The following is a 17,150-nucleotide window of genomic DNA, read 5'->3' as shown; positions in this document are numbered from 1 at the left end:
CGCGGCAAGGGAAGGCTTTGGCAGCCAAATCAAGCGTTTTGTCGCTTTGGCGCGGTCGGCGGCGCCTGCCTTTTGGCCGGGGAACGAGGTGGCCGCGGCGCAATGGGTATATGCTGAAAGCGCGCCCCGCAGGCGCTGGGGCGGATAATGGACTGAATGGAAAGGATCCAGGCATGAATAAACTGATCGTGATGTTTGTTGCATTGGCGCTGGGGAGCGGAGGCCTGTCCGGCTGCGCGAACATGTCCGAAACGCAGAAAGACACCGGCACCGGCGCGGCGATTGGCGCGGTGGCCGGCGCGGTGCTGGGCGGGTTGACCGCCGGCGGCAACCCCGGACGCAGCGCGGCCACCGGCGCCGCCCTGGGCGCGGCGCTGGGCGCCGGCGGCGGCTATCTGTGGTCCAAGCACATGCAGGAGCAGAAGGCCGCGATGGAGCAGGCGACCAAGGGCTCCGGCGTCAGCGTCAGCCAGACCGCGGACAATCAGCTGAAGCTGGATATTCCCAGCGATGTGTCTTTTGACGTGGGCCGCTACGACATCAAGCCCAATTTGCGGCCGATTCTCGATCGTTTCGCCGCCACCTTGAACCAGAATCCGGTGACCACGGTGAAAATCGTCGGTCATACCGACAACACCGGCTCCAACGCGGTCAACGACCCCTTGTCGCTGAACCGCGCCCGCGCCACTCGCGACTATCTGACCGCGCGCGGCGTGGCGGAGGGGCGGATCAGCATCGCCGGCCGCGGTTCGCACGAGCCGGTGGCGAGCAACGCCAGCGCCGCGGGACGGGCGAAAAACCGGCGGGTTGAAATCTTCGTGGGCGAGGCCGCGCGCGGTTGACGCCAGCGGATGGGCCGAAGAGGGCGGGCGCCGCGCGAGGCGCGCCGCCCTTTCGTTTTTTACGGCGAGCGGGTCGGGGCTGGTTTGTTAAATTTTAAATGTAATACGTAATATATTTTAAAGCGGCGCTTTGCTAGAATGTCGGCCACGACAAACGAGCATTTTCAGGCATGGCGACAGACATTTATTCGCGCATCCGGCAGGCGGCGTTCGAGCTGGTGGGCGAAGGCGTATGGCCGACGGTGATGGAGGTTAGGGCCAGAATCGGCGCGGGCTCCAACACCACGATCAACAACACCTTGAAAGAATGGCGGCAGGAGTTTCTGTCGCGGGTGGCGGTGTCGTCGCGGCGGCCGGATTGGCCGGCCGGCCTGGCCGAGGCCTTCGAGCAAGTGTGGCAGCGGGCCTGCGATGAGGCGGACGGACGGCTGGAGTCCTTGCGCCAGGACGCGGAAACCGCCGTGGCCCAGGCGGCGGCGGAGACTCGTGAACTGGAGGCGGGGCTGGCGGCGCGCCAGGCTGAGTTGCAGTCCGCCCTGCGCGAACTGGAACTGCGCGCCGCGCGGCTGGCGGATCTGGAAGGGCGCTTGCAGGGCGAGGAAACTCGGCGCCAGATGCTGGAACGGGCGCGGCAGGAGCAAGAGGAGCGGCTGGAGCAGTCCCGGAAGGAGTTGGCCGAGGTCCGGCGCCAGGCCGAGCAACGCCAGCAGGAGCTGGAAGAGCGCGCGGAACTCAAGGTGCAGGAAGCGCGCGAAGAAGCCGCGCGCCGCGAAGCGCTGGCCTATGAGCGGCTGGAAGGCTTGCGGCTGCGGCTCTACGAACAGATGGAGGAGGAGCGCCGGACCATGCAGCAGGCGCAGGCGCGGCAGGAGGAGGCTTTGCAGCAAAGCCGGCGCGAGCGGACGCGGCTGGAGGGCGAGTGGCGCGACCGCCTGGCGGAGCGAGAGCGCGACAACGGTCGGCTGGAGGCGCGGCTGGAATGGCTGGAAGGGCGCAACGCCGCCTTGGAGCAGGACGCGCTGCGACAGGCGGTGCAGCTGGAGCAGACCTCGGCGCGCCTGCTGGATATGGCCAGCGAGAACAGCCGGCTGGCCGGCGAGATGAATCTGGGCGCGGAGCGGCAGTTGGCGCGCTTGGTGGAGATACTGGCCGGGTCGCGGCAGGAGCTGTTGGCGCTGGACGAGGCCGGCTTGCGCGAATGGCTGGGGCGGCAGCTGCAGTTGCCGCTATTGGGCTGAGCGGCTTTGCCGGGAGCGTGTTTCTACTAAGTGCTTGCCACGATGCCGCTGGAAGCGGGCTTTGCTAATTTGTCGTGAGGATTGTCCTTATTGGAGGCAATATGACTTTCGGCGAATACTACCGCGCCCCGGCCTTGATCACCCTGCTGGCCTTGCTCGTGTGGTGCGGCTTGTGCTGGGCGGACGGGGGCTCGTTCTGGCAGGGGGTGCTGGCGATGGCCGCGGGCAAGAATCTGTCCATTCTGTCCGGTTTGGCCGTGTTCTGGATTCTGGAGCTGGCGGGGCGCGTTTGGTCGCGGTCTCGCGAGGGGCGTGATTCGATGCGCTTGCAGCTATAGCCGGCGGAGCCGGTTGGACCATTGAGAAAGCGCGCCGCCGGGCGCGCTTTTTTCATGCTCGCATCGGTGCGGCACGCAATCCCGCGAGCCGGGACGGGGCGCTTCCTGGAGCCGCTAACAAAACCTCGCAGAGAACCCGAGTCAAGGCGCGCCGCCGCAGGCGGTGCTCGTAGCACGACAAGGAGGCGCAGCGCAGGATCGGGGTTTTGTCGGCGGATCTTAAAGCAGGCGCGCGAGTCCCGCCGCGATGCGCTCCAGGTATTCGGCGTCCACCGCGTCGAAACTGGCCAACTCGCTGGAGTCCACGTCCAGCACCGCGGCCACCTCGCCGGCGGCGTTGCGGATCGGCACCACGATTTCCGAGCGGGCGCTGGACGAGCAGGCGATGTGGCCGGGGAAGGCGTCGACGTCTTCCACCACCAGGGTTTTGCCGGCCTGCCAGGCGCTGCCGCAGACGCCTTTGCCGAAGGGGATGCGGGTGCAGGCGATCGGGCCCTGGAAGGGGCCGAGCACCAGTTGCTTGTCCTTGACCAGGTAGAAGCCGGTCCACAGCCAGTCGAAGCTGCCGTGCAAGGCGGCGCAGAGATTGGCCAGCGCGGCGATCTGGTCGGTTTCGGATTCAATCAGCGCCAGCGCTTGCGGCAATAGGGTTTGATAGCGCTCTTGTTTGTCGGCGCCGTGGATGATCAGCTGTTCTGCCATGGGGTGTCGTCGGGGTGTGGCTGGGGAAAACGACAGCATACACAGCGGGGGGCTAAAAAGAAAACGCCACCCTGGGGTGGCGCTGCAAGCGGAGCCGACGGCGGGCGCGTCACATCATGTGCTGGCCGCCGTTCATCGCCACGTTGGCGCCGGTGATGAAGCCGGCCTGTTCGGAGGCGAGGAAGGTCACCAGAGCGGCGATTTCCTCGGGCTTGCCCAGGCGGCCCACCGGGATCTGGGCGACGATCTTGTTGCGGACGTCTTCCGCCACCGCCATCACCATATCGGTGGCGATGTAGCCGGGCGAAATGGTGTTGACGGTCACGCCCTTGCGCGCCACTTCCTGCGCCAGGGCCATGGTGAAGCCGTGCATGCCGGCCTTGGCGGCGGAGTAGTTGGTCTGGCCGAACTGCCCCTTCTGGCCGTTGATCGAGGAAATGTTGATGATGCGGCCGAAGCCGCGGTCGCCCATGCCGTCCACCACCGGCTTGGTCATGTTGAACAGAGAGTCAAGATTGGTGCGCAACACCGCGTCCCAGTCTTCCTTGGTCTGCTTCTTGAAGCTGCAGTCGCGGGTGATGCCGGCGTTGTTGACCAGCACGTCGATCGGCCCCAGGTCTTTGGCCACCTTTTCGGCCAGTTCCTTGCAGGCTGCGGTGTCGGTGACATCGCATTGATAGGCGTGGATATCCTTCAGTCCCAGCCCCTTCATGTCGGCGAGCCAGGCTTGTTCGCGGCCGGGCTTGCTGTAGGTGGTGACTACGATGTGACCGCTTTCCGCCAGGGCTTTGCAGATGGCGGTACCAATACCGCCCATGCCTCCGGTTACGAGTGCGATTCGCTTAGTCATAGTGCTGGCTCCTTTTTAGCTGTCTGTCTGGATATGCTTATGCGATACGACTTTCAGTTTTTTAGGATAAGTGAATTACCCGTGTATGTGAATGGAAAGTACGCACACCCTTCGTCACGGCTTAGACGGTGAAAGTTCATCCGTCAGCCGTTGCAGCAAAGACAGCCGGGACTTGGCGATGGCGCCGGACTCACATGAGGCCATGATGGCACAGTTCGGTTCCACGCGGTGCGAACAATTGTGGAAGCGGCATTGGCCGATCAGCGGACGCATTTCCGGGAAGTAGCGGGTCAGCTCGGCGGCCTTCAAATGCTTGAGGCCAAACTCCTGCAAACCGGGGGAATCGATCAGGTGGCTGTCCGCGTTCAGATGGTAGAGCGTGGCGTGGGTGGTGGTGTGGCGGCCGGAGTCCAGCGCGGTGGAGATGTCGCCGATGCGCGCGTTGGCGTCCGGCAGCAGCGCGTTGGTCAGCGTGGACTTGCCCATGCCGGACTGGCCGACGAAGACGCTGGTCTGGCCTTGCAGCAGCGGCAGCAGCGGCGCGACGTCCTGTTTGGCGGACAGGGTGACCACCTGATAGCCCAGTTGCCGGTACAGCTCCAGCTTGCGCAGCAAGTCCGCGGTTTCCGGCAAGTCCGCCTTGTTGACCACGATGACGGGATCGATGTCGCCGGCTTCCGCCGCGATCAGGCAGCGTCCCAGCAGTTCCTCGTTGGGGCTGGGCACCGCGGCGATCACGAACAGGATGCGGGTCACGTTGGCGGCGATGACCTTGGTTTTCCAGTCGTCCTGGCGGTAGAGCAGGCTGCGGCGTTCCTGCGAGCGCTCGATGACGGCCTGTTCCTTGTTCTGCACAAGGATGTCCACCCAGTCGCCGCAGGCGAAGTCGACGCGCTTGCCGCGGGTGGTGCAATCGTAAGCCTGGCCGCCGGATTCAACGATGAAGCGGCGGCCGTGGCTGCGGATGATTTGTCCGGTCTGACCTGTCATGGGCGGGCCAGCAGCGCTTCGGTCTTGGCCGCGCAGATGAAGTCGTTCAGCGTCAGGCCGCCGGCGTCGTGGGTGCTGAAGTTGACGACGACGCGGTTGTAATGCACCGACAGGTCGGGGTGATGGTCTTCGCGGTGGGCGATCCAGGCCAGGGCGTTGACGAAGGCCATGGTGTCGTGGAAGTTGGCGAAGGGGAAGGTTTTGGTCAGTTCGATGCCGCGGATGTTCCAGCCGGGCAGCGAGCCCATCAATTGATTGACGGTGCTGGCGGCCAGCGGGCTGGCGCCGTGTTGGGCTTCGCAGGACAGTTCGAGCAGGTTCATGTCAGCGGTTTCCTTGTAGGTGGTTGATGCGCAGCGCGGCGGGCGGGTGCGAGTCGTAAAAAGCGGAATGCAGCGGGTCCGGCGTCAGCGTGGACGCGTTGTCGCGGTAGAGCTTGACCAGAGCCGACACCAGTTTGCCGGCGTCGGTCTCGCTGGCGGCGAAGTCGTCGGCCTCGTATTCATGACGGCGCGACAGGCTGCTGGACAGCGGCGTGAACGGGAAGGTGAAGGCCGGCACCGCGGTGAAGAACAGGATCAGCGCCATCGCGGTGCTGGGCGTGGACACGCCCAGGCCGGCGTAGAACCACGGCGCGTCCAGCAACTGGCCCAGCAGGAACAGGAAGCCCAGCGACAGCGCGAAGGCCAGCGCGATGCGCTTGGCGATGTGGCGGCGCTTGAAATGGCCCAGCTCATGCGCCAGCACCGCTTCGATCTCGGCGTGGTCCAACTGTCCCAGCAGGGTGTCGAAAAACACGATGCGCTTGCCGGCGCCGAAGCCGGTAAAGTAGGCGTTGCCGTGGCTGGAGCGGCGCGAGCCGTCCATCACGAACACGCCCTGGCTCTTGAAGCCGGCGCGTTGCAGCAGCGCTTCGATGCGCGCCTTGAGCTCCAGGTCTTGCAGCGGGGTGAATTTATTGAACAGCGGCGCGATCAGCGTCGGGTAGAGCGCCACCATCAGCAATTGGAAGCCGGTCCAGACCAGCCACACCCACAGCCACCACAGCGGGCCGGAGATGTCCCTCAGCCACAGCACCAGGGCCACCAGCGGCAGGCCGATGACGGCGCCCAGCAGCAGGCCCTTGATCTGGTCGATGATGAACAGTCGGGGCGTGGTCTTGTTGAAGCCGAAGCGGGCCTCGATGCCGAAAGTGGAGTACAGGCTGAGCGGAAAGCTGACGCAGCCGCTCAGCGCCGCCACGCCGACGATCAGCAGCAGGCCGGACAGCAGCGGCGAAGCGCTGGCGCCGGCGGCGACGCCGGCCAGCCATTGCAGCAAGCCGCCAAAGGTCAGCGCTAGAATCACCAGGCTGTCCATCAGGGCGGAAAACAGGCTGAAGCGGGTCTTGGCGACGCAGTAATCGGCGGCCAGTTGGTGTTGTTGCAAGGAGATGGCGTCGCGGAAAGCCGCGGGCACTTCCGCGCGGTGGCGGGCGATGTGGCGGGCGTGGCGCCAGCCCAGCCAGATCTTTAGCGCGAGGGTGGCCGCCAGCGCGGCCAGGAAGAGAGAGCTGAATGCCTCGGTCATCGGAGTCCGTTATCTGCTGTCAGGTTTGCCGCCAGCGCGGCAATGAAGGAAAATGGCAGGGTTTTGCAAAGATTGGCAAGTATGACACAAGATCAAATGAACCTCATCTGGCTCGACATGGAAATGACGGGCCTGAATCCAGAGACCGACCGCATCATCGAAGTGGCGATGATAGTCACCGACAGCCAGCTGAACGTGGTGGCGGAATCGCCGGTGTTGGTGATCCATCAGCCCGACGAAGTGCTGAACGGCATGGACGACTGGAACAAGAACACCCACGGCAAGAGCGGGCTGATCGAGAAGGTCAAGGCCTCCACGCTGGCCGAGGCCGAGGCCGAGCAGATTCTGCTGGACTTCATGGCTCAGTACGTGCCGCCGCGGATCACGCCGATGTGCGGCAACACCATCCATCAGGACCGCCGCTTCATGGTGCGCTGGATGCCCAGGCTGGAAGAGTATTTCCACTATCGCAACCTGGATGTGTCTACGCTGAAAGAGTTGTGCAAGCGTTGGAAGCCGGAAGTGGCGCGCGGCGTGGTCAAGCGCGGCAAGCACGAGGCGCTGGCGGACATCCTGGAGTCCATCGAGGAGTTGCGCTACTACCGCGAGCATTTCCTCAAGCTGTAACCAGGGCGCTGTTCCGCAGGGGCGGCTCCATGACGGGGCTTGCCCCTTTACTATTGGCAAACTTCATTCCAGCGGCAATCCATATGGCTTCGCAACGCACGTCCGACATCAACTCCACCCGGGTCTGGGCCCGCTTGCATCAACATCAGCGAGCCACCCGGCACATGCATATGCGCGAGCTGTTCGACGCGGATCCGCAGCGCTTCCAGCGGTTTTCTCTGGAGCTGGACGGCCTGTTGCTGGACTATTCCAAGAACCGCGTCACCGAGCGCACGCTGGAATTGTTGTTCGAGCTGGCGCGCGAGGCCGACCTGGCCGGCTGGATGGAGAGGATGCGGAGCGGCGAGCGCATCAATGTCAGCGAAGACCGCGCGGTGCTGCATACCGCCTTGCGCCTGCCGGCCGGCGAGAGCCTGACGCTGGACGGGTGCGAGTTGGTGGCCGAGGTGCAGGCGGTGCTGGCGCGGATGCGCGCCTTCAGCGAGCAGGTGCGCGGCGGCGAGTGGAAAGGTTTCAGCGGCCGACGCATCCGCCACGTGGTCAACCTGGGCATAGGCGGCTCCGATCTCGGTCCGCTGATGGTGAAGGAGGCGCTGGCCGCCTACGCGACGCCGGAGCTGGACGTGCATTTCGTCTCCAATGTGGACGGCGCTCACGTCGCGCGCACGCTGGAGCGGCTGGACCCGGCCGAAACCCTGTTCATCATCGCTTCCAAATCCTTCACCACGCCGGAGACGCTGCTGAACGCGCAGGCGGCGCGGCAATGGTTTCTGCAAGCCGGCGGCGAGGCCGACATCGCGCGCCATTTCGTCGCGGTGTCCTCCAATCAGCCGGCGGTGGAGGCCTTCGGCATCGATCCCGCGCACATGTTCGGTTTCTGGGACTGGGTGGGCGGCCGTTATTCCACCTGGTCGGCGATCGGCTTGCCGGTGATGCTGGCGATAGGCTTCGAGCGCTTCCAGGAATTCCTGGCGGGCGGCCACGCGATGGACCGGCATTTCTTTTCCGCGCCGTTCGCCGCCAATATGCCGGTGCTGCTGGCGCTGATCGGCGTCTGGTACAACACCTTCTACCGCGCCCACACCCACGCCATCATGCCTTACGACCACGGCCTGCGTCGCTTGCCGGCCCATGTGCAGCAATTGGACATGGAGTCCAACGGCAAGCGCGTCGGTCGCTACGGCGAGTCGCTGGACTTCGACACCGGCCCGGTGATCTGGGGCGAGGAAGGGGCCAACAGTCAGCACGCCTTTTTCCAGTTGCTGCATCAAGGCACGCGGCTGGTGCCTTGCGACTTCATCATTCCAATGCGCAGCCATTATCCGGTGGCCGATCAGCACCAGGTGCTGGTGGCCAACTGCCTGGCGCAGACCGAGGCCTTGATGCGCGGCAAAAGCGAGGCCGAGGCGATGCGCGAGCTGGCGCATCTGCCGGGCGAACAGCTGGACATGCTGTTGCCGCAGAAGCTGTTCCCCGGCAACCAGCCGTCCAATACCCTGGCGCTGGACGAGGTGAGCCCGCGCAGCGTGGGCATGCTGTTGGCCTTGTACGAGCACAAGGTGTTCGTGCAGGGCGTGATCTGGGGCATCAATTCCTTCGATCAATGGGGAGTGGAGTACGGCAAGCAGTTGGCGCGCCGCATCCTGCCGGAACTGGCGGCCGACGACGACGCGCTGGCGCACGACAGCTCCACCAACGGCTTGATTCGCCATTTCAAATCGCGGCGAGCTTGAGGGAGAGAGCCATGCAAGAAAGCCTGGAATTGGCCCGCCGTTTAGGCGAGCGCTTGCTGGCGGCGGGCGAGAGCGTCGCCGCCGCCGAGTCTTGCACCGGCGGCATGATAGCCGCGGCGCTGACCGACATCGCCGGCAGCTCCGCCTGGTTCGGCTACGGCGTGGTGACCTACAGCAATGAAGCCAAGCAGCGTCTGCTGCAGGTGGAAGACGGCGCCTTGCGCGAACACGGCGCGGTCAGCGAGGCGGTGGTGCGCCAGATGGCGGCCGGCGCGCTGCGCCTGTCCGGCGCGGACTGGAGCGTGGCGGTGTCCGGCGTAGCCGGTCCCGGCGGCGGCACGGCGGCCAAGCCGGTGGGCCTGGTCTGGTTCGGCATCGCCGGACCCGACGGCTGGAGCGAGGCTTTCAGCTGCCGCTTCGACGGCGATCGCGCCCAGGTGCGCGCTCAAACGGTGATCCGCGCCTTGCAGCGGCTGGATGAGCTGGTGGCCGGCCGCGGCCGCGCGGCTTAGGCGCTGCTCAAGGGCTGGCGCGCGCCGTCAGCGTTGCGCGGCGAATGCGACTCCGACAGGTCGTGCGCCGCGAGCGCATTGCCTCGCCCTGCTTCGCAGGGCCGAACCAGCGCCTGGTCCGGGCGTTTAATCCTTGTTGTCCGGTTTCTTGCGCGCGCGCGGATGCGCGCCGTCGTAGACCTTGGCCAGGTGCTGGAAGTCCAGCGCGGTGTAGATCTGGGTGCTGGACAGATTGGCGTGGCCCAGCAACTCCTGCACCGCGCGCAAGTCGCCCGACGATTGCAGTAGATGGGAGGCGAAGGAGTGGCGCAACATGTGCGGATGCACGTGCTGCTGCGCGCCGGTCTTGATCGCCCAGTCGCGCAGGCGCTTTTCCACCTGGCGGCCGCCCAGCCGCCTGCCGTGGCGGGCGATGAACACCGCGCGCTCGTCCGGCGCCGCCTGGCGCTGAGTCAGCCAGCGTTGCAGACAGTCGCGCGCTTCGGCGCCCAGCGGCGCGATGCGCTCCTTGCCGCCCTTGCCGCGTATGCGCAGCAGGTCGTCGGAAAAATCCAGATCTTCCAGATTCAATCCCACCGCTTCGGAGAGTCGCAGCCCGCAGGAGTAGATCAGCTCGAACAGCGCGCGGTCGCGGACGGAGAGCGCGTCGGCGTCGTCGATGCGGTCCAGCAGCGCCGCGGTGCTGTCCACCGGCAAGGCCTTGGGCAGCGGCTTGTCCTGCTTGGGCGCGCGCAGCCCCTGGCTGGGATCGTCGGCGCGTTGTCCGCTGTCCAGCAGCCATTGGTAGAAACGGCGCCAGGCGGAGAGCTTGCGCGCCAGGCTGCGGCTGTGCAGGCCCTGAGCGTGCAACTTGGCCAGCGTCTTGCGCAGCTGGGCGTGCTCGGCCCGCTCCAGCGGGGAGGGCTGGATGAGGGCGGCCAACTGCTCCAGATCGCGCAGATAGGCGGCGGCGGTGTGGCCGCTGCGGCCGGCCAAGGCCAGCGAGGCGGCGAAGCGCTCCAGGCATTCCATCTCAGCGGCGCAGCCTTGCCATTTGCATCAGGCGCTCGAACAATTGCAGGTCCTGTTCGCTTTTCAGCAGCGCGCCCGCCAGCGGCGGCGGGGCGTTGTCCTGATGCCGTTGTTTCAGCGCCGCGGCGTCCATGCCTTCCGCCGACAGCAGCTTCAGCCAGTCCAGCAGCTCCGAGGTGCTGGGTTTTTTCTTCAGGCCCGGCAATTCGCGAATGGAGAAGAACACTTCCAGCGCTTCGCTGACCAGTTGCTGGCGCAGCGAGGGGAAGTGGGCGTCGATGATGGCCTGCATGGTGTCCCGGTCCGGGAAGCGGATGTAGTGGAAGAAGCAGCGGCGCAAGAAAGCGTCCGGCAGCTCTTTCTCGTTGTTGGAGGTGATGATGATGATGGGGCGCTGGCGCGCGCGCACGAACTCCTGGGTCTCGTGGACGAAGAACTCCATCTGGTCCAGTTCGCGCAGCAGGTCGTTGGGGAATTCGATATCGGCCTTGTCGATCTCGTCGATCAGCAGCACCGGCGCGCTGTCGGCGTCGAAAGCCTGCCACAGTTTGCCCTTGACGATGTAGTTGCGGATGTCGTGCACGCGGGCGTCGCCCAGTTGCGAGTCGCGCAGCCGCGAGACCGCGTCGTATTCGTACAGGCCGTGCTGGGCCTTGGTGGTGGACTTTATCGGCCAGACAATCAGCTCTCGGCCCAGGCTGCGGGCCACTTCCTCGGCCAGCATGGTCTTGCCGGTGCCGGGCTCGCCCTTGATCAAGAGCGGGCGCTCCAGGGTGATGGCGGCGTTCACCGCCATCATCAGGTCTTCGGTGGCGATGTAGTTGTCGGTGCCGGAAAATCGGGTATTGCTCGTCATGGGTGGGGAGGCTTCAAAATGGCCAAAGCAGCCGCGCGGACGGCTGCTTTGGCGCGGAAAGAGGTCAACGGGCGAATTCGCGTTCCAGATCGTCCAGCGAAATGCCCCAGCTTTTCATCATATGGCTCAACAGCGCCATTTCCGGCTCGCTGATGGTGCCGTCGGACTTGCTGATGTCCATGGCCAACACGCAGGCCAGAATGCGTTTGCGGTGGTCGGTCACCTCGGCCAGCAGGCCGTTGATGCGCTCCGCGTCCAGCAAATGGATGGTGCCGTCGTCGTTGGCTTCGTCGGACACGTCGTCGCAGTAATCCACCAGCACCTTGGTGAACTGCTTGCGCGGCAGGCCGATCAGGTCGTAGACGTGGAGTTTCTCCAGCAGCTCCAGCTCGCGCGGGTCCATATTGCCATCCGTGATCATAAACATGGCCAGCAGGCGCGCCAGTGCTTCCGGGCTATTGAGTGCGTATTTTCTCATGACGCCTTTCCTTTATTCTGATGTGACGCCTAGCCGTTCCAGAAACGCTGGGGGCGTGGCGGCAAGCTTGCGGCTGGCGTAGTCGAAGAAGACTAGGCCTGTCTTCAATCTTGCCACTTCTTTCCCGGTTTTGTCATTGCTTGCCTGATAGAGCAAATCGAAACCGCGCGGACCGATGCCGTCCACGGCCAGACCAAAGCGCAGCACTTCGCCGTGGAAGGCTTCCGCGCGGTAGCAGATCGCGGTGTCAGCCACCACCACGCCCAGGCCCTCGATGCTGAGTTCGTGCGGATAGCCTAGACTTTGTAAAAAGCGCAGGCGCGCTTCGTGAGCCAGCCTCAATACGGCGTCGTTGCCCAGGTGGCCGGCGTAGTTGACGTCGCCGATGCGGATGTCGACGCGGGTTTCGAAGGCGAAGCGCTCTGGCAGGGCGAGCTGGATTCTGGACATGATGTGGGCTTTGGGCGAGTGGTTTGGCTGAGTTGTTTGTCTTAACCTGAGTCAACAGGGCAGTGGCATGGTTTGATAGACTGCAAGTGTAAGGCAAATACAACAAGGAGCAGAGTCATGTATCAGCGCATATTCGTACCGGTGGATGATAGCGAGACCTCCAATCTGGCATTGCACGAGGCTTGCCACCTGGCCAAGGAAGTGGGCGCCAGCCTGAAACTGGTGCATGTGGTGGATCTGGCCCAGTTCGGCTGGGGCGGCACCGAGTTTCTGGACGCGACCGAACTGCAAAAGTCGATCAAGCAGGCGGGCGAGCAGGTGCTGGGGCAGGCCGAGGCCAAGGCCAAGGAATTGGGCGTGACGGCGGATTGCAAGATTCTGGAAAGCTGGGGCGACAAGATCGCCGCGGTGCTGGTGGACGACGCCGGCGCTTGGGGCGCCGATTTGATAGTGATGGGTACCCATGGTTGGAGCGGTTTGATGCACCTGCTGATGGGCAGCGTGGCGGAGGGCGTGCTTAAGCTGGCGGACGTGCCGGTGTTGCTGGTACGCAACCCGGGCGACTAGGCTGATGGCATGGCGGGCGCGCGGCTTGGGCGGGATGCGGCGCGCCGTTGCTTGTCGGACAATCCTGCGGGCAAAAATAAAGCCAGCCGGCATTGCTGCGGGCTGGCTTTCCTCGGCGGAAAGAGGATCAGCCGGCGGTGACTTCCACGCTGCCATCCTGAGCTTCCAGCTTGGTGCGAACCGCTTTGCGCAGGCTCTTGTACAGGTCCGGGTGGGTTTCCTTCAGGTACTCGACGATTTCGAAGTCTTCGCGGCGAACCTTGGACAGGTCGATCTGCTCGACGTGGACCAGGCGCAACAGTTCGCGCACCGGCTTGGGCATGTTGCGGCCGCTTTCATAGCGGGAGCCGCCGGACTGGGTCACGCCGATGCGGCTCCAGAACTCTTGCTGGTTCAGGCCGAGCTTGCGGCGGATCTCACGCGGGTTGGGGATCTTTTCAAACAGTTTCATTGAGTGTTCCTCTCAGTATCAAAGAATATTGGTTCTAATATTTTTTAGGTTTCGTGCCCTGCACCCTAAAAATAGCAAAAAAAATCCATCAGGAATAATTCTGATGCAAAAAAGTTCATGAAGTTCCGTTAAGCATCAACTTCGGTTTTTGCAATGTTAGTGGATTCTTATTGTCAAGGACAATGGGATTTGCAGGTCGAGACGCAAAAAGATACTGTGTGGTCGCTTTTTTGTAAAGCGTTTTGGCATTCGAGGCAGAAAAAAAGGGGAGGGGCGGCGAGCCTGACCCCCGGCACTTGCGCTAAATAACTGTGGCTGCTTCCTTCCGGACCTGACCAGGTTCGCTATCGCGCAATGCGGGGAGACCCGCCTCAAGAGAAGACGCATTCTAACGACAAGCGGCCGTTTTGCCAAGCTCGGCGTGCGTTTTTTGTCGCGCGGGCGCGCGCGGCGGCGGTTGCCGAAGCGCGGTCGCGCAGGCAGACTGGGCGGCATCTAATCTATACCGCGGCAAGCGTGGGAGTGTGTGATGGCTCAATCGGCGCAAGAATTGTTGGCGGAACTGGTCCGCTTCGACACCACCAGCCGGCATTCCAATCTGGAGCTGATCGAGTGGGTGCGCGCTTATCTGCGGCAGATGGGCGTGGAAGCTACGCTGACCTTCAACGACGAAGGCAGCAAGGCCAATCTGTTCGCCCGCATCGGCGCGCCCGAGCTGCCGCTGGTGGTGCTGTCCGGCCATAGCGACGTGGTGCCGGTGGACGGCCAGGTCTGGAGCAGCGATCCCTTCGCGCTGACCGACAAGGGCGACGGCCGGCTGTATGGCCGCGGCTCCGCCGACATGAAGGGCTTCATCGCCTGCGTGCTGTCGCTGGCGCCTTGGTTTGTCGAGCTGGCGGCGCGGGGCGATCTGAGTCAGGGCATAGGCATTGCGCTGTCTTACGACGAGGAGGTGGGCTGCCTGGGCGTGGGCCGGATGATAGACCGGCTGGCGGCGGACGGGGTCAAGGTGTCCGGCTGCATCGTAGGCGAGCCCACCAGCATGCAGCCGGTGATCGCGCACAAGGGCATCGCTCACTTCCTGTGCAAGGTCCGCGGCCGCGCCGCGCATTCCTCGCTGACGCCGCAGGGCGTCAACGCCATCGAGTTCGCCGCGCGGCTGATCACCCACATCCGCAAGCTGGCCGACGCCGAGGCGTCGTTCGGCCATCGGCAGGCCTTATATGATGTGCCGTTCACCACCTTGCAGACCGGCACCATCCACGGCGGCACCGCCTGCAACATCGTGCCCAAGGATTGCGAGTTCATGTTCGAGTGCCGCTGGCTGCCGGGCGACGGACCTGAGCGTTTTGTCAGTTCGGTCCGGGATTACGCGGCCACCTTGCTGCTGGAGATGCGGCAGGTGGCGCCGGAGGCGGAGATCGAGATCGAGCGGGTGGTGTACAGCCCGGCCTTCGAGTCGTCGGAAAACAGCGAGGTGCGCCGCACCGTGGCGCGCTTGTGCGGCTGCGAGGGCGGCAAGGGCGTGGCCTACACCACCGAGGCTGGGCTGTTCAGCGAGGCGGGCATCGCCTGCGTTGTCTTGGGTCCGGGCAACATCGAACAGGCGCACCGGCCCGACGAATACATCGACATCGAGCAACTGGAGCAGTGCGCCGCCTGGTTGCGACGGCTGGGAGATGAGCTGACGCAAAAACCGTGAAGATTTTTTTGCGCTGATGACCGAATAGCCGCAAAATCGCTGCCGGCGACAAGCCGAACACTCAAGTTGCCCGCCAGGGGGATCCCTTAGGCGGGCTTGTTTTATGGCGGCGTGAGCAGTTGTTCAACGCCCGGTCCCAAGGGGTCGGCGAGCGTTGGCGCCGCGGTAGTCAGAAAGAAAAAATAAATGAGTCAGAACGTGGGATCTGTGCGGCAGGGAGGCGCGGCCAAGTCGCGAGACGGCTTCACCTCCAGCTTTGGCGTATTGGCGGCGACTCTCGGTTCCGCCGTGGGCCTCGGCAATATCTGGAAGTTTCCTTATCTGACCGGCACCAATGGCGGCGCCGGTTTTTTGGTGGTGTACGTGTTGGCCACGCTGCTGGTGGGCCTGCCGGTGATGATCGCCGAGATCATGCTGGGCCGCAAAGCCAAGCGCGACGCGGTGACGGCGCTGAAGACGCTGGCGCCGGCCGGCCAGCCCTGGTGGCTGATCAGCGCTTTCGGCGTGCTGGCCGCCTTCCTGATCATGGCTTTCTATTCCGAAGTGGCGGCCTGGGTCTTCGCCTATGTGTTCAAGTCCTTGGGCGGCGGTCTGTTGTCCAGCGACCCCAAAACAACCTCGCAGGCCTTCAACGCGCTGATTTCCGACCCGGTGCAATCCTTGTTGTGGCAGTGGCTGGTCTTGCTGTTGATCGGCGGCATTCTGCTGATGGGCGTGTCCAAGGGCATTGAGGCGGTGACCAAGAAGCTGATGCCCTTGCTGTTCCTGCTGCTGCTGGTGATTGGCGCGCGCAGCCTGATGCTGCCCGGCGCGGCCAAGGGGCTGGACTTCCTGTTCACTCCGGATTTCTCCAAGATCAGCGGCGCGGTGGTGCTGACCGCGGTGGGCCTGGCCTTCTTCAAGCTGTCCATCGGCATGGGCACCATGATCACCTACGGCAGTTATTTCCGCGATGACCAGAACATTCCCGTCACCACCTTCCGGGTGATGTGCGCGGACCTGTTCGTCTCCATCCTGGCCGGCATCGCCATTTTCCCGGCGGTGTTCGCCTTCGGCTTCGAGCCGGCGGCTGGTCCGTCGCTGCTGTTCATCACCATCCCGGCGGTGTTCGCCAGCATGCCGCTGGGCAATGTGTTCATGGTGGCCTTCTTCGTGCTGGCCGCGATCGCGGCCACCGGCGCGATGCTGTCCATCCTGGAAGTGCCGGTGTCGGTGTTCAGCGAGCGCTTCGGCATCAGCCGGGTCAAGGCCACGGTGATCAATCTGCTGCTGCTGGCCTTGGTCGGCGCGGGTTGCGCCTTGTCCAACAGCACGCTGTCCGGCTTCAAGCCTTTCGGCATGACCTTGTTCGATCTGTTCGACTTCGTGACCTCCAATCTGCTGATGCCTCTGGGCGGCATCTTCCTCTGCCTGTTCGTCGGCTGGGTGTGGGGCTTCGAACAGCTGAAGCAGGCGCTGAGCAATCAGGGCGCGCTGCGGAACGAGGGCCTGCTGAAGGCGCTGTTCTTCGTGCTGCGTTATGTGTCGCCGCTATTGATCCTGGTGGTGATGCTCAAGGGTCTGGGCGTGATTTGAGTCCATGCCGTCAAACAGAAAAAGGAGCCGCGCGGCTCCTTTTTTTCATGCTGGCCGGCAGGGATTTAGAGCTGCTAACAAAACCTCGCAGAGAACCCGAGCCAAGGCGCGCCGACGCAGAAAACGAAGTTTCTGCGAAGCTACAGTACCCGTAGTACGACAAGGAGGCGCAACGCAGGATCAGGGGTTTTGTTAGCGGGTCTTAGAACGTGTTTACGATCTCGCGAGCAAGAGCGAGACAAGGCGAAAACGACCGAAAAAGCGGAGTGTACGGTTGGTACATGAGCATTTTGAGGGTGTTTTCAACGCTGTATCGCCGAAGCGCAGCAGATCGTAAACAGGTTCTTAGGGCTGGGCGACGTCGTCTTCCGGTATCACCACCGGCGGCGGCGTGAAGCCGTTCAGTTCGCGGGCGTTCTTTTCCAGCAGCAGCACGATGCTGGTGTTGAGCGCGCCGAAGGCCCAGCTGACCAGGAAGAACACCGAATAGGCCGAGAGCTTGTCGTTGAACAGGATCTTGCCGTGCAGGCTGAGCTCGGCCGGATCGAAAATGGAAAAGAACACCCCTGTCGCCAGGATGGCGATGATGAAGGAGGGCCAGAACAGCAAGATGCCTTTTTTCATGAGTCATGCTCCTGTGGCTGCCGCAAGTATGCTTG

The 17,150-nt window shown here is 63.7% G+C and carries 20 protein-coding genes and 1 other RNA gene; 9 read left to right on the top strand and 12 right to left on the bottom strand.

The window, feature by feature from the left end:
• Positions 1–173: 173 nt before the first annotated feature.
• From JW897_RS24475 to JW897_RS04785, 3 genes are all read left to right on the top strand, one after another.
• Positions 174–842, top strand: a complete 669-nt coding sequence (locus JW897_RS24475) for a YiaD family glycine zipper/OmpA-like lipoprotein (RefSeq protein ID WP_205465325.1) — start codon at positions 174–176, stop codon at positions 840–842.
• A gap of 170 nt (positions 843–1,012) precedes the next feature.
• Positions 1,013–2,080, top strand: coding sequence for a DNA-binding protein (locus tag JW897_RS04790; RefSeq protein ID WP_205465324.1), 1,068 nt, complete (start codon positions 1,013–1,015; stop codon positions 2,078–2,080).
• Between the two features lie 101 nt (positions 2,081–2,181).
• Positions 2,182–2,418 (top strand): hypothetical protein, encoded by a 237-nt coding sequence (locus JW897_RS04785; RefSeq protein WP_205465323.1) that lies wholly within the window; start codon positions 2,182–2,184, stop codon positions 2,416–2,418.
• 219 nt (positions 2,419–2,637) lie between these two features.
• On the opposite strand, the gene JW897_RS04780 is transcribed toward JW897_RS04785, so the two are convergent.
• The 5 genes from JW897_RS04780 to JW897_RS04760 form a co-directional block, all read right to left on the bottom strand.
• On the bottom strand, positions 2,638–3,120 hold the full coding sequence (locus JW897_RS04780; RefSeq protein ID WP_048415511.1) for a GAF domain-containing protein: 483 nt from the start codon (positions 3,118–3,120) through the stop codon (positions 2,638–2,640).
• A 109-nt stretch (positions 3,121–3,229) separates the two neighbouring features.
• Positions 3,230–3,970: an acetoacetyl-CoA reductase gene (gene phbB / locus JW897_RS04775; RefSeq protein WP_048415510.1), complete on the bottom strand. Its 741-nt coding sequence runs from the start codon at positions 3,968–3,970 to the stop codon at positions 3,230–3,232.
• A 114-nt stretch (positions 3,971–4,084) separates the two neighbouring features.
• Positions 4,085–4,960: a ribosome small subunit-dependent GTPase A gene (gene rsgA / locus JW897_RS04770; protein ID WP_205465322.1), complete on the bottom strand. Its 876-nt coding sequence runs from the start codon at positions 4,958–4,960 to the stop codon at positions 4,085–4,087.
• The gene (locus JW897_RS04765; RefSeq protein ID WP_048415508.1) at positions 4,957–5,283 is read right to left on the bottom strand and encodes a 4a-hydroxytetrahydrobiopterin dehydratase; all 327 of its coding nucleotides are present in this window, start codon (positions 5,281–5,283) and stop codon (positions 4,957–4,959) included. The genes rsgA and JW897_RS04765 overlap by 4 nt, the downstream gene beginning before the upstream one ends.
• A 1-nt stretch (position 5,284) precedes the next feature.
• Positions 5,285–6,529, bottom strand: coding sequence for a M48 family metallopeptidase (locus JW897_RS04760; RefSeq protein WP_205465321.1), 1,245 nt, complete (start codon positions 6,527–6,529; stop codon positions 5,285–5,287).
• A gap of 81 nt (positions 6,530–6,610) precedes the next feature.
• Here JW897_RS04760 and orn point away from each other — a divergent pair, with 81 nt between their 5' ends.
• The 3 genes from orn to JW897_RS04745 all read left to right on the top strand — a co-directional run bounded on the left by orn (position 6,611) and on the right by JW897_RS04745 (position 9,401).
• Positions 6,611–7,156 carry an oligoribonuclease gene (gene orn / locus JW897_RS04755; protein WP_048415506.1) on the top strand — a complete coding sequence of 182 codons (546 nt, stop codon included), beginning with the start codon at positions 6,611–6,613 and terminating at the stop codon, positions 7,154–7,156.
• A gap of 83 nt (positions 7,157–7,239) precedes the next feature.
• Entirely contained in the window at positions 7,240–8,889 is a 1,650-nt protein-coding gene (gene pgi, locus JW897_RS04750) for a glucose-6-phosphate isomerase (RefSeq protein WP_205465320.1), read from the top strand.
• Positions 8,890–8,900: 11 nt separating this feature from the next.
• Positions 8,901–9,401 (top strand): CinA family protein, encoded by a 501-nt coding sequence (locus JW897_RS04745; RefSeq protein WP_205465319.1) that lies wholly within the window; start codon positions 8,901–8,903, stop codon positions 9,399–9,401.
• Between the two features lie 126 nt (positions 9,402–9,527).
• Here JW897_RS04745 and xerC read toward each other — a convergent pair whose 3' ends face one another.
• From xerC to JW897_RS04725, 4 genes are all read right to left on the bottom strand, one after another.
• Positions 9,528–10,412, bottom strand: a complete 885-nt coding sequence (gene xerC, locus JW897_RS04740; protein WP_205465318.1) for a tyrosine recombinase XerC — start codon at positions 10,410–10,412, stop codon at positions 9,528–9,530.
• 1 nt (position 10,413) lies between these two features.
• Complete coding sequence (locus tag JW897_RS04735; RefSeq protein WP_048415502.1) at positions 10,414–11,268, bottom strand: AAA family ATPase; 855 nt, start codon at positions 11,266–11,268, stop codon at positions 10,414–10,416.
• 64 nt (positions 11,269–11,332) lie between these two features.
• Positions 11,333–11,746, bottom strand: a complete 414-nt coding sequence (locus JW897_RS04730) for a TerB family tellurite resistance protein (RefSeq protein ID WP_205465317.1) — start codon at positions 11,744–11,746, stop codon at positions 11,333–11,335.
• A 12-nt stretch (positions 11,747–11,758) separates the two neighbouring features.
• A complete protein-coding gene (locus JW897_RS04725; RefSeq protein WP_205465316.1) occupies positions 11,759–12,196 on the bottom strand; it encodes an acyl-CoA thioesterase in 438 nt (145 codons plus the stop codon).
• Positions 12,197–12,313: 117 nt separating this feature from the next.
• On the opposite strand from JW897_RS04725, the gene JW897_RS04720 reads away from it, so the two are divergent.
• The gene (locus tag JW897_RS04720; RefSeq protein WP_205465315.1) at positions 12,314–12,763 is read left to right on the top strand and encodes a universal stress protein; all 450 of its coding nucleotides are present in this window, start codon (positions 12,314–12,316) and stop codon (positions 12,761–12,763) included.
• A 127-nt stretch (positions 12,764–12,890) separates the two neighbouring features.
• On the opposite strand, the gene JW897_RS04715 is transcribed toward JW897_RS04720, so the two are convergent.
• Together JW897_RS04715 and ffs are read right to left on the bottom strand one after the other, a co-directional pair.
• Entirely contained in the window at positions 12,891–13,214 is a 324-nt protein-coding gene (locus JW897_RS04715; protein ID WP_048415499.1) for a helix-turn-helix domain-containing protein, read from the bottom strand.
• A 272-nt stretch (positions 13,215–13,486) separates the two neighbouring features.
• An RNA gene (gene ffs, locus JW897_RS04710) (signal recognition particle sRNA small type) lies at positions 13,487–13,585 on the bottom strand.
• Positions 13,586–13,743: 158 nt separating this feature from the next.
• Here ffs and argE point away from each other — a divergent pair.
• Positions 13,744–14,916 (top strand): acetylornithine deacetylase, encoded by a 1,173-nt coding sequence (gene argE, locus JW897_RS04705; RefSeq protein ID WP_205465314.1) that lies wholly within the window; start codon positions 13,744–13,746, stop codon positions 14,914–14,916.
• A 186-nt stretch (positions 14,917–15,102) separates the two neighbouring features.
• A complete protein-coding gene (locus JW897_RS04700; protein WP_205465313.1) occupies positions 15,103–16,491 on the top strand; it encodes a sodium-dependent transporter in 1,389 nt (462 codons plus the stop codon).
• A gap of 345 nt (positions 16,492–16,836) precedes the next feature.
• Here JW897_RS04700 and JW897_RS04695 read toward each other — a convergent pair whose 3' ends face one another.
• The gene (locus tag JW897_RS04695) at positions 16,837–17,115 is read right to left on the bottom strand and encodes a hypothetical protein (protein ID WP_048415496.1); all 279 of its coding nucleotides are present in this window, start codon (positions 17,113–17,115) and stop codon (positions 16,837–16,839) included.
• Positions 17,116–17,150 lie beyond the last annotated feature (35 nt).

The sequence above is a fragment of the Chromobacterium alkanivorans genome, assembly GCF_016937655.1.
GTDB classification, from domain to species: Bacteria; Pseudomonadota; Gammaproteobacteria; order Burkholderiales; family Chromobacteriaceae; genus Chromobacterium; species Chromobacterium alkanivorans.
Note: the sequence above shows the minus strand (reverse complement) of the source record. Positions and strands in the feature narration are given on the sequence as shown.

Excerpts from the sequence above, each read along its gene's own strand:
- phbB (WP_048415510.1), bottom strand. The coding sequence starts at position 3,970 with ATGACTAAGCGAATCGCACTCGTAACCGGAGGCATGGGCGGTATTGGT.
- JW897_RS24475 (WP_205465325.1), top strand. The coding sequence starts at position 174 with ATGAATAAACTGATCGTGATGTTTGTTGCATTGGCGCTGGGGAGCGGA.
- JW897_RS04765 (WP_048415508.1), bottom strand. The coding sequence starts at position 5,283 with ATGAACCTGCTCGAACTGTCCTGCGAAGCCCAACACGGCGCCAGCCCG.
- JW897_RS04715 (WP_048415499.1), bottom strand. The coding sequence starts at position 13,214 with ATGAAACTGTTTGAAAAGATCCCCAACCCGCGTGAGATCCGCCGCAAG.
- JW897_RS04790 (WP_205465324.1), top strand. The coding sequence starts at position 1,013 with ATGGCGACAGACATTTATTCGCGCATCCGGCAGGCGGCGTTCGAGCTG.
- pgi (WP_205465320.1), top strand. The coding sequence starts at position 7,240 with ATGGCTTCGCAACGCACGTCCGACATCAACTCCACCCGGGTCTGGGCC.
- JW897_RS04695 (WP_048415496.1), bottom strand. The coding sequence starts at position 17,115 with ATGAAAAAAGGCATCTTGCTGTTCTGGCCCTCCTTCATCATCGCCATC.
- xerC (WP_205465318.1), bottom strand. The coding sequence starts at position 10,412 with ATGGAATGCCTGGAGCGCTTCGCCGCCTCGCTGGCCTTGGCCGGCCGC.
- JW897_RS04780 (WP_048415511.1), bottom strand. The coding sequence starts at position 3,120 with ATGGCAGAACAGCTGATCATCCACGGCGCCGACAAACAAGAGCGCTAT.
- rsgA (WP_205465322.1), bottom strand. The coding sequence starts at position 4,960 with ATGACAGGTCAGACCGGACAAATCATCCGCAGCCACGGCCGCCGCTTC.
- JW897_RS04785 (WP_205465323.1), top strand. The coding sequence starts at position 2,182 with ATGACTTTCGGCGAATACTACCGCGCCCCGGCCTTGATCACCCTGCTG.
- JW897_RS04700 (WP_205465313.1), top strand. The coding sequence starts at position 15,103 with ATGAGTCAGAACGTGGGATCTGTGCGGCAGGGAGGCGCGGCCAAGTCG.
- argE (WP_205465314.1), top strand. The coding sequence starts at position 13,744 with ATGGCTCAATCGGCGCAAGAATTGTTGGCGGAACTGGTCCGCTTCGAC.
- JW897_RS04730 (WP_205465317.1), bottom strand. The coding sequence starts at position 11,746 with ATGAGAAAATACGCACTCAATAGCCCGGAAGCACTGGCGCGCCTGCTG.
- JW897_RS04760 (WP_205465321.1), bottom strand. The coding sequence starts at position 6,529 with ATGACCGAGGCATTCAGCTCTCTCTTCCTGGCCGCGCTGGCGGCCACC.
- JW897_RS04720 (WP_205465315.1), top strand. The coding sequence starts at position 12,314 with ATGTATCAGCGCATATTCGTACCGGTGGATGATAGCGAGACCTCCAAT.
- JW897_RS04735 (WP_048415502.1), bottom strand. The coding sequence starts at position 11,268 with ATGACGAGCAATACCCGATTTTCCGGCACCGACAACTACATCGCCACC.
- orn (WP_048415506.1), top strand. The coding sequence starts at position 6,611 with ATGACACAAGATCAAATGAACCTCATCTGGCTCGACATGGAAATGACG.
- JW897_RS04745 (WP_205465319.1), top strand. The coding sequence starts at position 8,901 with ATGCAAGAAAGCCTGGAATTGGCCCGCCGTTTAGGCGAGCGCTTGCTG.
- JW897_RS04725 (WP_205465316.1), bottom strand. The coding sequence starts at position 12,196 with ATGTCCAGAATCCAGCTCGCCCTGCCAGAGCGCTTCGCCTTCGAAACC.